This is a genomic window from Rhizobium sp. P28RR-XV (genome assembly GCF_012641385.1).
GTDB lineage: Bacteria > Pseudomonadota > Alphaproteobacteria > Rhizobiales > Rhizobiaceae > Rhizobium.
Genome location: NZ_JABAIG010000009.1, coordinates 316,990 through 329,496, shown reverse-complemented (window position 1 = coordinate 329,496; position 12,507 = coordinate 316,990). Strand labels below are relative to the sequence as shown.

Annotated in this window: 12 protein-coding genes; 7 read left to right on the top strand and 5 right to left on the bottom strand. The window is 62.1% G+C overall.

What is annotated here, in order from left to right:
• Positions 1-7 precede the first annotated feature (7 nt).
• The gene (locus HGP12_RS20890) at positions 8-565 is read left to right on the top strand and encodes a biotin transporter BioY (RefSeq protein WP_168840821.1); all 558 of its coding nucleotides are present in this window, start codon (positions 8-10) and stop codon (positions 563-565) included.
• 58 nt (positions 566-623) lie between these two features.
• Here the strand turns inward: HGP12_RS20890 and HGP12_RS20885 are convergent, their stop codons facing one another.
• Positions 624-1,025: a thioesterase family protein gene (locus HGP12_RS20885; RefSeq protein WP_168840822.1), complete on the bottom strand. Its 402-nt coding sequence runs from the start codon at positions 1,023-1,025 to the stop codon at positions 624-626.
• Positions 1,026-1,192: 167 nt separating this feature from the next.
• On the opposite strand from HGP12_RS20885, the gene HGP12_RS20880 reads away from it, so the two are divergent.
• Entirely contained in the window at positions 1,193-2,134 is a 942-nt protein-coding gene (locus tag HGP12_RS20880; protein ID WP_168840823.1) for a histone deacetylase family protein, read from the top strand.
• A 2-nt stretch (positions 2,135-2,136) separates the two neighbouring features.
• Positions 2,137-2,385 (top strand): exodeoxyribonuclease VII small subunit, encoded by a 249-nt coding sequence (locus tag HGP12_RS20875; RefSeq protein ID WP_168840824.1) that lies wholly within the window; start codon positions 2,137-2,139, stop codon positions 2,383-2,385.
• Positions 2,386-2,465: 80 nt separating this feature from the next.
• Here the strand turns inward: HGP12_RS20875 and HGP12_RS20870 are convergent, their stop codons facing one another.
• Positions 2,466-2,993, bottom strand: a complete 528-nt coding sequence (locus HGP12_RS20870) for a hypothetical protein (protein WP_168879625.1) — start codon at positions 2,991-2,993, stop codon at positions 2,466-2,468.
• Positions 2,994-3,145: 152 nt separating this feature from the next.
• Between HGP12_RS20870 and HGP12_RS20865 the strand changes: the two genes are divergently transcribed.
• Both HGP12_RS20865 and dxs read left to right on the top strand, forming a co-directional pair.
• On the top strand, positions 3,146-4,069 hold the full coding sequence (locus HGP12_RS20865) for a pirin family protein (protein WP_168840826.1): 924 nt from the start codon (positions 3,146-3,148) through the stop codon (positions 4,067-4,069).
• A 122-nt stretch (positions 4,070-4,191) separates the two neighbouring features.
• On the top strand, positions 4,192-6,108 hold the full coding sequence (dxs, locus tag HGP12_RS20860; protein ID WP_168840827.1) for a 1-deoxy-D-xylulose-5-phosphate synthase: 1,917 nt from the start codon (positions 4,192-4,194) through the stop codon (positions 6,106-6,108).
• 302 nt (positions 6,109-6,410) lie between these two features.
• Here the strand turns inward: dxs and HGP12_RS20855 are convergent, their stop codons facing one another.
• Positions 6,411-8,357, bottom strand: coding sequence for a methyl-accepting chemotaxis protein (locus HGP12_RS20855; protein ID WP_168840828.1), 1,947 nt, complete (start codon positions 8,355-8,357; stop codon positions 6,411-6,413).
• 257 nt (positions 8,358-8,614) lie between these two features.
• On the bottom strand, positions 8,615-9,622 hold the full coding sequence (locus HGP12_RS20850) for a DUF4424 domain-containing protein (RefSeq protein ID WP_168840829.1): 1,008 nt from the start codon (positions 9,620-9,622) through the stop codon (positions 8,615-8,617).
• Between the two features lie 112 nt (positions 9,623-9,734).
• Between HGP12_RS20850 and HGP12_RS20845 the strand changes: the two genes are divergently transcribed.
• Both HGP12_RS20845 and HGP12_RS20840 read left to right on the top strand, forming a co-directional pair.
• Complete coding sequence (locus HGP12_RS20845) at positions 9,735-10,475, top strand: TlyA family RNA methyltransferase (protein ID WP_168840830.1); 741 nt, start codon at positions 9,735-9,737, stop codon at positions 10,473-10,475.
• The gene (locus HGP12_RS20840) at positions 10,472-11,722 is read left to right on the top strand and encodes a class I SAM-dependent RNA methyltransferase (protein WP_168840831.1); all 1,251 of its coding nucleotides are present in this window, start codon (positions 10,472-10,474) and stop codon (positions 11,720-11,722) included. The genes HGP12_RS20845 and HGP12_RS20840 overlap by 4 nt, the downstream gene beginning before the upstream one ends.
• Before the next feature lie 23 nt (positions 11,723-11,745).
• Here HGP12_RS20840 and HGP12_RS20835 read toward each other — a convergent pair whose 3' ends face one another.
• A complete protein-coding gene (locus HGP12_RS20835; protein ID WP_168840832.1) occupies positions 11,746-12,498 on the bottom strand; it encodes a crotonase/enoyl-CoA hydratase family protein in 753 nt (250 codons plus the stop codon).
• Positions 12,499-12,507 lie beyond the last annotated feature (9 nt).

Below are 12,507 nucleotides of genomic sequence, written 5' to 3'. Positions count from 1 at the left end.
AGCCGCCATGAATACCCGCGATCTCGTCCTCTCGGCGCTTTTTGCCGCCATCATCGTGGCACTCGGCCTCTTGCCGCCGATCCCGATCGGCATCATTCCCGTGCCGATCACCGCGCAGTCGCTCGGCGTCATGCTCGCCGGTGTCGTGCTCGGCGCCAAGCGCGGCACGATCGCGGTGCTGCTGGTCGTCGTGCTCGTCACCATTGGCCTGCCGGTGCTGTCGGGCGGGCGTGGCGGTCTTGCGGTGTTTGCCGGTCCGACGGCGGGCTTCTTCGTCGGCTGGATCTTCGCGGCCTTCGTCACCGGCTATTTCTCGGAGAGGCTGGTGAAGCCGGAGCAGAGCGGCCTCGTTCAGGGCACCGGCTTCTTCATCGCCGCCGTTATCGGCGGTGTAGTCGTGCTCTATGCGTTCGGTATCGCCTGGCTGGCCCTCAACATCGGCTTCAGCAAGGCGTTTCTGGGCTCCTTGGGCTTCGTGCCGGGCGATGTCATCAAGGCTGTCGTCGCAGCGCTCGTCGGCCGCGCCGTCATGGCCGGCTACCCGCTTCTGCCGCAGCGGAGCTGAAGCACATCGCGTAAAAGCGTGCAGCGGTTTTACGGTAACGACATGCGGCTAGCCCGGCTCAAGCCAGATATTTGTAGAGCCAGTCGCGCGTGTCTTCCGGCAGCGGCGCGGGATCATGTTCATCGCCACGAACCGCCAGCCAGAGAATTTCCACCTCCGCCGCCAGCTCGTTGCCGGTCTCGACCATGACGACGAAGCCGATCGACTTGCCGCCGATCTTGTTGACGCTGATCGAGAAGCGGGCGAGATCGTCGTAGTGCAACGCCCGGTGCAGCGAACAGGATGCCTTCCTGGCGATATAGAGAGGCTCATCGTCGACCAGCGGCCGCGTGCGCCAGAAATTCGAAAGCGCCGTTTCCGCCTGGGAGATATAGGAAGCGATGAACATCTGGCCGTGCCGGTCGACATCGCGCGGCGGCACCCTTACCTCGATGACATCGGATCGTTCTGTTCTCGCCATCACGCAATAACCTCGGCCGACGCCATACCCGCCTTAATGAAAGCTTAACACCGCGCCCCGATATGTAAACGGGCGCCATTCAGAGTGGTTAAGATGGGTTGTTGACATTGTAGTGACATTGTCCATGTCCTGTAATAGGCGTCACACCTCATTTATAGATTGGCCCCATGAGCACACGTCTTTACGAACACCCGATCTTTCTTGAACATATTGTTCCGCCAGGCCACCCGGAGCGCCCTGACCGGCTGCGCTCGCTGAATATCGCGCTGGAGCATCCGAATTTCGAGCGGCTGGACCGGCGAAAAGCCCCACCCGCCCATGAGGATGCGATCCTACTCGTGCATCCCGAAAAGCATCTGGATTTCGTGCTGCGATCGATACCGGACAGAGGCGGCGACGGCGAGATCAACCAGCTCGAGGCCGACACCTATGCCAGCCCGAAGACGCTGCAGGCGATCATGCACGGCGTCGGCGGCGCCATGGCGGCGGTGGACGACGTTTTCTCCGGTGCTGCGGACAATGTCTTCGTCGCGGCCCGTCCGCCCGGGCACCATGCCGAGAAGACCAAGGCCATGGGCTTCTGTTTCTTCAACAATGCCGCGATCGCCGCACGCCATGCGCAAAAGGCCCACGGCGCCGAGCGCGTCGCCATCGTCGATTGGGATGTGCACCATGGCAATGGCACACAGGACATTTTCTGGGACGATCCGTCCGTGCTCTTCTGTTCCACCCATCAGATGCCGCTCTATCCGGGCACGGGCAAGAAGGAGGAGTGCGGCGCGCACAACACCATCGTCAATGCGCCGCTGTCGCCCAATACCGGCGGCGATCATTTCCGCGAGGCCTTCAAGTCACGCGTCCTGCCGGCGCTCAATGATTTCCGCCCCGACCTCATTATCATCTCGGCCGGCTTCGACGCCCATCATCGCGATCCGCTGGCGCAGCTGAACCTGACGGGCGAGGATTTCGACTGGGCGACGGGACGGCTGCTTGAGGTCGCCGACCGCAGCGCCAAGAACCGGGTCGTCAGCCTGCTCGAAGGCGGCTATGATCTGGAAGGCCTCGCCGAGTCGGCGGGGATGCATATTCTACGCATGATGAAAGGTTGACGATGAGCGAGAGCGCCAAGGCAGATGTATCAGGCTATTCCTTCGAGAAGGCCGTGGCGGAGCTTGAAAGCATCGTTGCGCGGCTGGAACGCGGCGATGTGGCGCTGGACGAATCCATCGCCATCTACGAGCGCGGCGAAGCGCTGAAGAAGCACTGCGAGGCGCTGCTCTCCGCGGCGGAAAACCGCATCGAGAAGATCCGGCTCGACCGCGCCGGCAAGCCGCAGGGCACGGAAGCGCTGGACGGGTAGTAAGTGCAGGCACCTACAGGAAAGGCCGCCTTTTCAGCCTCGAGAAAATGGTTCGATGCGGCTGAGCGATTTCGTCAAGGCTACATGAACTGTATATAGCCATCGTGATTGAGCGAAAAACCGAAACTGGTCCGCTTCCCGTTTATGGACACGTGATACTCATGGCCTCTATCGCCGATTTTGAACGCATCCGGATATTTCGTTCTGATGACGTCTGCGAACTGACGCTCGATTGTCTCATCGTCCGCCATCCCCGGATGGCGTCGATATTTCGTGTCACATAGTCCGTCAGGATTGATGATAACAATCAGCGACCGGTCGTCTGTTGCTCCCTCAAGATATGTATATTTGCCGGAGATCAAACTCGAGCCTTGCTTGGTTTCGAACGTCTTAACCCCATATCGAGCCGCAGCCGCGCGAGCCTGCGTGTATGGCGGCCTATAAGCAAAGCAAATATCGCGAAACGCAGCAACCGCAGGCTCAATTGCCGTCGGGCCGGCCGGTTTTTTTGTAGCCTGCTGCTCAGGCGCACCATTCGTTGTGCTGCATGCGGCGAGCATCCCTCCCAAGAGAACGGCAACCAGCGCTTTGCTTCCATCAATGTCCATGCTTATTCGTCTCCCCAAATTACCCGGCTGTTCACATAGGACGCAATGTTAAACAACCCTTTGAAACAACCTTTACAAACGCATCTAACAGCAAAATTTGAGTTTCCCAGCCTTTCTCGCTAGGTTGAGTCCCAACCGAAAGGAGAGCCTTCATGTCCTTCTTCCCAGGCAACGATCCTCAAGCCGGTGATGCCTTCGCCTGCGATGCGATCGAGAACCTTATCATTCCGCGCACCAGCGACCTTGGCGGCTTCTCCGTGCGGCGCGCGCTTCCGAGCAGCCGGCGGCGGCTGGTGGGGCCGTTCATCTTCTTCGACCGCATGGGGCCTGCAATTTTGCGGCCGGGCCAGGCGCTCGATGTGCGCCCGCATCCGCATATCGGGCTTTCCACCGTTACCTACCTGTTCGACGGCGAAATCCGCCATATGGATAGCCTCGGCACGGCCAAGGTGATCCGTCCCGGCGACATCAACCTGATGACGGCCGGGCGCGGCATCGTGCATTCCGAGCGCACGCCGGAGAACCTGCGCGACCACGCATTCGCCATGTCCGGCCTGCAGACGTGGCTGGCGCTCCCCGACGAAAAAGAAGAGATCGATCCTTCCTTCGCCCATACGGAAAAAGACGACTTGCCATTCATCGCCGATGGCGGCGTGACCGGACGGGTGGTGATCGGCGACTTCGAAGGCCTCAAATCGCCGGTAAAGTCCTTCTCCGACACGCTTTACGTCGATCTGCAGCTGCAGCCGAACACGACGTTTCCTTTTGGGGCAGCGCATGAGGAGCGCGCGGTCTACATTCTCTCCGGTTCGCTTGTCGTCGCCGGCGACCGTTTCGAGCAGGATCAGCTCCTCGTCTTCCGTCCCGGCGATGCTATAACGCTGGAGGCTGCCGAAAAAGGCTGTCATCTTATGCTTTTTGGCGGTGCAGCGCTCAATTCTAAGCGCTATATCTGGTGGAATTTCGTCTCGTCCTCGAAGGAGCGCATCGAAAAGGCCAAGGAAGAATGGCGCACCGGCCGCTTCGATATCGTACCGGGCGACGAGGAAGAGTTCATTCCCCTGCCGGAAGGCTAACGGGTTCATAACACTCCCACATGTTTCTTGTTCGGGAGCACCTTGAATTCGGCGTCTTTTGTCGCAATCTGTTTTGACAAGGCGGGCAACCGCCCAAGAATAGCAAGAAAGAGGCATCAGCCTTGACACAAATGCCACAGACGCCGCTGCTGGACCGGGTCCAAAATCCTTCCGACCTGCGAAAGCTGGAGGACCGCGAATTGCCGCAGCTCGCCCGCGAACTTCGCGACGAGATGATCGATGCGGTATCGCGTACCGGCGGACATCTCGGCGCCGGCCTCGGCGTCGTCGAACTGACCATCGCAATCCACAGCGTCTTTAATACACCAGACGATCGCCTGATCTTCGATGTCGGACATCAATGTTATCCGCACAAGATCCTGACCGGGCGGCGCGACCGCATCCGTACGCTGCGCCAGGAAGACGGCCTTTCCGGATTTACCCGCCGGGCCGAAAGCGAATACGATCCCTTCGGGGCCGCGCATTCCTCGACATCCATTTCTGCCGGTCTCGGCATGGCAGTTGCCGCCGAGCTCGATAATGCCGACCGCCGCGTCATCGCCGTCATCGGCGACGGTGCCATGTCGGCCGGCATGGCCTACGAGGCCCTGAACAATGCCGGCGCGCTCGATGCACGGCTGATCGTCATCCTCAACGACAACGACATGTCCATTGCCCCTCCGACAGGGGCAATGAGCGCCTATCTTGCCCGCCTCGCCTCCGGCCGCACCTATATGGGCTTCCGGGATTTCGGCAAGAAGCTGACGGCTTATCTCGGCAAGAAGGTGGACCGTGCGATCACGCGAGCGGTCGAGCACGCACGGGGCTATGTGACCGGCGGCACCATGTTCGAGGAGATGGGCTTCTACCATATCGGCCCGATCGACGGCCATTCCTTCGAGCATCTGCTGCCAGTGCTGCGCAATGTGCGCGACAATGCGCAAGGCCCAGTGCTGATCCATGTCGTGACGCAGAAGGGCAAGGGCTATCCGCCGGCCGAAGCGGCTGCCGACAAATATCATGGCGTCAATAAGTTCGACGTCATCACCGGCGCACAGACGAAGGTGAAGCCGAATGCGCCGAGCTACACAAGCGTCTTTGCGGACGCTTTGGTGCAGGAAGCGACGCTCGACGACAAGATCGTCGGCATCACCGCCGCCATGCCGAACGGTACCGGCCTCGATAAGCTGCAGGAATTCTTCCCCAAGCGCTGTTTCGACGTCGGTATCGCCGAGCAGCATGCCGTAACCTTTGCCGCCGGCCTTGCCGCCGAAGGCTACAAGCCGTTCGCCGCACTCTATTCCACTTTCCTGCAGCGCGCCTACGACCAGGTAGTGCATGACGTGGCGATCCAGGGCCTGCCCGTCCGCTTCCCCATCGATCGTGCCGGTTTCGTCGGCGCCGATGGCCCGACGCATGCGGGCTCCTTCGACACGGCTTTCCTTGCAACGCTGCCGGGCTTCGTCGTCATGGCCGCTTCCGACGAGGCGGAGCTGAAGCATATGGTGCGCACCGCCGCCGCCTACGACCTCGGTCCCATCTCCTTCCGCTATCCACGCGGAGAAGGTGTCGGCGTCGAGCTGCCGGAACGGGGTCAGATCCTCGAAATCGGCAAGGGACGCGTGGTGAAGCAGGGTTCGAAAGTCGCGTTGCTGTCCTTCGGCACGCGCCTGGCCGACAGTCTTGCCGCGGCCGAGGATCTCGATGCCGCCGGGCTTTCGACGACGGTCGCCGATGCGCGCTTCGCCAAGCCGCTCGATCACGACCTCATCCGCCAGCTTGCCGCCCATCATGAGATGCTGATCACCATCGAGGAAGGTTCGGTCGGCGGCTTCGGCAGCCAGGTCATGCAGTTTCTCGCCACTGAGGGCCTGCTCGACAATGGCCTGAAGATCCGCTCGCTCGTCATGCCGGACATCTGGATGGAGCAGGCAAAGCCCGAAGCCATGAATGCCAGGGCCGGTCTCGACCGTGCCGGCATCGTGCAGACGGTATTCCGCACACTCGGCCACGGCCGCATCGTCGAAGCCGCCAGCTAGAGCGCTTCCGCTTTTCTTCGAATCGCGAAAACGCTCTACGCTCTTGTTTTTACGCATTCCGGACGGAAAACCGCTGCGCACTTTTCCTGGAAATGCTCTAGTTTTTTCCTTCTCCCCTCGGGGAGAAGGTGCCTGAAGGGCGGATGAGGGGGCATTCCAGCATACTCGAAGTCGCCTTTCGCTCACCGCTCAAGGCACTCGTCGCCGGTGCTCCGAGGCCCCCTCATCCGGTCCCTCACGATTTCGTTTCACTCAATCGTTCGCGCCCACCTTCTCTCCGCCGGAGAGAAGGTGTTCGTCAATCAGAACTCCTCCCAATCGTCACGGGCGGCGGCGGCAGTCGTCGCCGTTGCCTTGCCGCCGAAAGCCTTGGCGACGGTGCGCCCAAGGGCACGGGCCGGAGACGCAGCCGGCCTCGAACGTGCTGTCGCCGCGACCGGACGCGCGGATACGGCCTGAACGGCATCGCCGAGGCGGAATTGCCGCAACAGCTCGTTGAGTGCCGCGGCTTCGCGGGCGAGCGCATGGCTTGCGGCCGTCTGTTCCTCGACCATGGCGGCATTCTTCTGCGTGCCTTGATCCATGTTGTTGACGGCCGTGTTGATCTCCTGCAGGCCGGTCGACTGTTCGCGGGTCGCGGTGACGATCGCGCCGACATGGCGGTTGATCTCTTGCACTTCGGAGACGATCAACTGGAGGGCCTTGCCCGTTTCGCCGACCAGCGAGACGCCGGTGTTGACCTGATCGCTCGATGTCGTGATCAGCGCCTTGATCTCCTTGGCGGCATTGGCGGAGCGCTGGGCGAGCTCGCGCACTTCCTGGGCAACGACGGCGAAGCCCTTGCCGGCCTCGCCGGCGCGGGCGGCCTCGACACCGGCATTCAGCGCCAGCAGGTTGGTCTGGAAGGCGATATCGTCGATGACGCTGATGATGTTGCTGATCTCGCCCGAGGACTTTTCGATCTGCTGCATGGCCGAGACGGCATTGCGCACCACTTCGCCGGAGCGTTCCGCGCCGAGGCGGGCGCGCTCGACGAGATGGCCGACATCTTCGGCGCGCTTGGCGGAGTCGCGAACCGTTATAGTGACCTGCTCCAGTGCGGCGGCCGTTTCCTCGACTGCGGCAGCCTGCTGCTCGGTGCGGTGCGCCAGATCGTCGGCGGCCGAGCGGATCTCGTCGGCGCCAGCATTGATGGCGGAGGCATTGCGACCGACGGACTGCAGAGCGGCTTCCAGCTTTTCCACCGCATTGTTGAAGTCGGCGCGGACGCTGTCGAACTGCGGCGCGAAGCTATTGCGCAGGCGGGTGGCGACATTGCCGGAAGACAGGGCGGAGAGGCCGTCCGCGAGCGCTTCCATGGCAAAGCGGATTTCGCCCTCTTCGCGCGCCTTCTGCTCATCGTTCATCTGACGCTCGCGCTCGGCATCGCCGCGCATGCGCTCGGTTTCGCCCGAGAGACGCAGCTTTTCGATCCCCGCCTGCTTGAAGACCAGGACGGCATCGGCCATGCGGCCGACTTCGTCGCCACGGCCGACCGCCGGAACTTCGACATCATGCTCGCCGTTCGCCAGCCGGCCCATCGCAGCCGTCATGCCGACGATCGGGCGAACGATGAGGCGCGACAACAGCCAGGCAAGCACGGCGGCTGCGAACGAGGCAAAGATGCCGCCGACGATCAGCGTCAGGCGCAGATCGCCGTTGGCGTCGTCCTGCATGGCTGCCAGGTCGCTGGCCTTGGCACGGGCGGCCTGCTTGATCTTGGCGGCAGCGTCGCGGAAGCCATCGAGCTGGCCCTTGGTCTCGTTCTGGCCGATCTTGACGATCTGGTCGAGCGGCATATCGGTTTCCTTGCGGGCCTTGGTCTGCGGCTCCGCAAGCTGATGGAAATAAAGATCGGCCGCCTTCTGCATGTTGTCGATGGCCTGCAGCAGATCCGGTGAATCGGCGGCGGCCTGCTTGGCCGCGGCGATGCTCTTCAACATCCGTTCGCGATTGTTGAAGACATCGCCATAGGTGCTGTCGCTGCGCAGCAGCAGGAAGCCGCGCAGATTGACCGCCTGTTCCAACATGGCCTGCAGGGAATCGTCGATCAGGCTGACGAGCTGCTGCGACTTGGCCTGCTCGAGGGCAGCACCGGCAGATACTTCTTCCTTGGAATAGACGAATGCGGAAACGCAGGCGAAGACGGCGATCAGCGCCGTAAACGTGATGGCAAGCTTGCCATTCAGCGAGAGTTTTTTCGCAAACATGGGCGAGCGCCTCCTGAGCGCCGGTCCTGGCGAGCATCATCGGACGCGCTTGGGAGGGGACGCGGCCGTTGCTCGGAGAATTCACGGAGGGGCATGATTGGGACGCAGACGCGCGAAGCCTTCATGGCAGGCGATGACCTCGAAATGGATCACCGCAATCACAGGCATCAGTAGAGACTTGGACTTTAAATTTATTTAATTGCGCGAGGCCGCATTGAAGTGCAGTCGAACGACCGCGCACCCTCCTTCAAACAGCCCTAATTCACCGGCACGGCAGCGAGAATGAGGATATCCAAATCGTGTTCGGGATAGAAATCCTGCGCCGCCATCTGGAAGGTGGTCGCGCCGATCTTTTTCACGTCCTTGCCGCAGAAGCTGATGTAATTGTCGGGGCTGCCCTTATCGACCGTCAGCTCGAAATGCTTGATCGGACCGGACCAGTTGGCACCCGTCGTCAGCACGTAGGAGATCCAGCTTTCGGTGTAGCCGCGTCCGCCCTTGTCGGCTGCGGCAGCGAGCTTGACCGCCGTCTTGAGGAAGGGTTCATCGAGACAGTACTTGGCGCGATAGGTCTGCAGCTGCTGCTTCTGATAGTCTTCCTCGCCAGCGAAGGTGATGGCGACAGTGCCGCCGACGCTGGGCTTGTAGCGATGCTCGACCGCGATCCTGGCCTTGGCCGGGAACTTCGTGCGCCACCAATAGGTGGTATGCAGCGTCCACATCGGCGTCGGGTGATGCTTCATGCCCTGGCCGTCCGTGTCGTATTCGTCATCGGCGATCAGGCCGCGGGCCGTCCAATCATCGAGCACGTCGGCGGGCAGCTTGGCGACGGCCTCCGTCGCCGCCTTGCTCAGCGGCAGCAGCGGGATGCCGCGAGCATTCAACTCATCCGTCATGTCGACGCCGGCAACCGATACGCGCTGCTGCAGGGTCGGCACAATGGGCTTGCCGTCCTGCAGCACGGTAAAGCCGAGGAAATTGTCGGCGTCGACATTTCCGGCGTCGACCATGCTGTCTATGTCACCCTTGATATCGGGCATGGGAAAGGCGACGACGCTTTCGACATCCTTGTCTGAGGTGTTTTCGAAGATGTAATCGACGCGGACCTGCTCTGCCGAAATGAACAGCTTTTCCTGCGCCATGCTGATATCGCCGGTGCGGACATAGGCGAGACCGCCCGTTCTCAGCTCGGCCATGGTGTCATTCGCCATAGCCGGAACGGCGAACATCGCCATTAGCGCCGCATAGCCACCGATCTTTCGCATGATGCCCCTCGCCTGTTGATTGCGGCGATTATGGCCGGTTGCGATCCGGCGTCAACGCCGATATCAGCATAAAAGGCTTGCAACATAACGCATTGCCCGGCATGGACAGCCCATGTCCGAACCGCAACGCCTCGACCAGCTTCTCGTCACCCTTTCTCTCTTCGCCAGCCGCTCGCGCGCTCGCGATGCGATCCAGCGCGGCACGGTGACCGTGAACGGCAAGGTCGTGACAAAGCCGGGTGCGCTATTCACCGAAGACGCACAGATCAGCATCGATGATCCGGCGCAGGATTACGTCTCGCGCGCGGCATTGAAGCTGGTGGCGGCACTCGACCATTTCGGCCTCGATCCGCGCGGGCAGCACTGTCTCGATGTCGGCGCATCGACGGGCGGCTTCACCGAAGTGCTGCTGCAGCGGGGTGCCGCGCGTGTGACGGCGATCGACGTCGGTCACGACCAGATGCATCCGCGCATAGCGGCCGATCCGCGCGTGACCAATATCGAGGGGCTGAACGCACGCAACTTGACGACAGAGGATATCGGCGCACCTTTCTCCTTCGTCGTTTCCGATGTCTCCTTCATTTCGCTGAAGCTGGCTCTCACGCCGGCGCTTGGGCTTGCCGAAGCCGGCGCGCGGGCGGTGCTGCTCGTAAAGCCGCAATTCGAGGCGGGTCGCGATGCGATCGGCAAGGCCGGCCTCTTGAAGGACCCCTCCTCCGCTCCGGCGGTTGCGGCCGAACTCGAGCGCTGGTTCACCGAAGACATGGGCTGGCGCAGCCTCGGCCTCATCGCCTCGCCGATCGCAGGCGGCGACGGCAACCATGAATTTCTTCTCGCAGGGATCAAGCCATGAGCACTGAAAACGTCACCATCCAGAAGCTCGGCGCCCAGGGCGACGGTATCGCGCAGGGCGCCGATGGCCCGATCTACGTGCCCTTCACGCTGCCCGGCGAAAGCGTCGCCATCGCGCGGATGAAGAGCCAGGGCACGCTGATGTCGATCGCGTCTGCCTCGCCGGACCGGCAGGAACCGCACTGTCGGCACTTCGGTCCGGACGGCGTCAACGGTACCTGCGGCGGCTGCACCCTCCAGCATTATGCCGACGCACCCTACCGCGCCTTCAAGCGCCAGCTCGTCATCGATGCACTGCGCTCGAAAGGCCTGACGCCCGAGGTGGACGATATCGTCGCCGCGCATCCTGGCGAGCGCCGCAGGGTCGTCTTCGCCGCGCGCAACACCGAAAAGGACATGTTGATCGGCTTCAACCAGGCCGAAAGCCATCATATCGTCGCCATCGAGGAATGTCCCATTGCTTCGGCCGGCATCATGGCCCGCTTGCCGGCGATCAAGACGATCGCGGCGGCGATCGCCATCAACGCCGAAGCCTTCCGCATCTCGGTATTGGAGACGCAGACAGGCCTCGATCTCGCCGTCGACGGCATCAAGTCGCTTTCTGACAAGCAGCGCCGCAGCACGATCGAAACCGTGCTGTCGCTTCGCGGCATTGCCCGTCTTTCGCTGAACGGCGAGATTCTTGTGGAGCCGGCGAAGCCGATCATCGATTTCGGCGGCGTGCCGGTCTCTCCGTCGCCGGGCGCCTTCACACAGGCGACGAAGCAGGCCGAGGACGCCATGGCCGAGCTGGTTGCAGCCCATGTCGGCAAGGCAAAGCGTGTCGCCGACCTCTTTGCCGGCAGCGGCACCTTCTCGCTTCGCCTGGCGCGGATTGGGCGAGTGCATGCGGTGGAAAGCGAGGAAAAGCCGCTCGCGGCACTCGACCAGGCCGCACGCACCATACAGGGGCTGAAGCCCGTGACCGTCGAACGCCGCGATCTCTTCCGCCGTCCGTTGATGACGCAGGAGCTGAAAGCCTACGACGCCGTCGTCTTCGACCCGCCGCGCGCGGGCGCGCAATTCCAGAGCAAGGAACTTGCCCGTTCCCAGGTCAAGAAGATCGTCGCCGTCTCCTGCAATCCGCTGACACTCGCCCGCGATCTAGCCCTGCTGGTCGAAGGCGGTTACCGCATCACGCGGGTGACACCGATCGACCAGTTCCTGTGGACCTCGCATGTCGAAGTGGTTGCGGCACTGGAGAAGTAGTTCTCTTGAGGGCGGGTTGAGCTTCACCGCTTCATAAAGGCCTCGAAAGCCGCGCGGGCCTCGGCGCTTTTCAGCTGGGCGGCGAAATGCTCGGCCTCTTTCTGGATTCGATCGAGGACGGCATCCGGGGGGCCGCGCATCAGGTCGCGCGCGATCCGCAAAGCCTCGGGTGGTTTGGCGGCGAGCTTAACGGCCAGCGACAGTGCTTCGGCCTCTACCGCTTCCGGTGCTGTCACCTTCCAGATGAGGCCGGCTTCTTTTGCTTCCAAAGCTGAAAAGCCTTCACCCAGCGCAAGCAGGGCGAAGGCGCGCTGATGCCCCATGACGCGCGGAGCAAGCAGGCTCGAGGCTGCTTCGGGAACGAGCGCGAGATCGACGAAGGGTGTCTTGAACAGGCTGCGATCGGAGGCAACCGTCAGGTCGCAATGCAGATGGATCGTCGTGCCGATGCCGATCGCCAGGCCATCGACGCCGGAGACGACCGGCTTCTTCGTGCTCGCCAGCGCGACGAGAAAATCAATCACTTCGCGTCCCATGTTGCCGCTCATGGCGAAGGCAAGGAAATCGGCCAGGTCGTTGCCGGCCGAGAAGCAGCCTTCCGTGCCGAGGAAGGCATGAACGCGGATGTCCGGCGCATCCTCAGCCGCCTTCAACGCCTCGGTCATGGTTTGATACATGGCGCGGGTGATGGCATTCTTCTTTTCCGGCCGGTTGAACCGGATGATCTGGACCTTCGGCGCGGTTTCGGGGCGTTCGATGAGGATATGGTCGGTCATCATATGTCC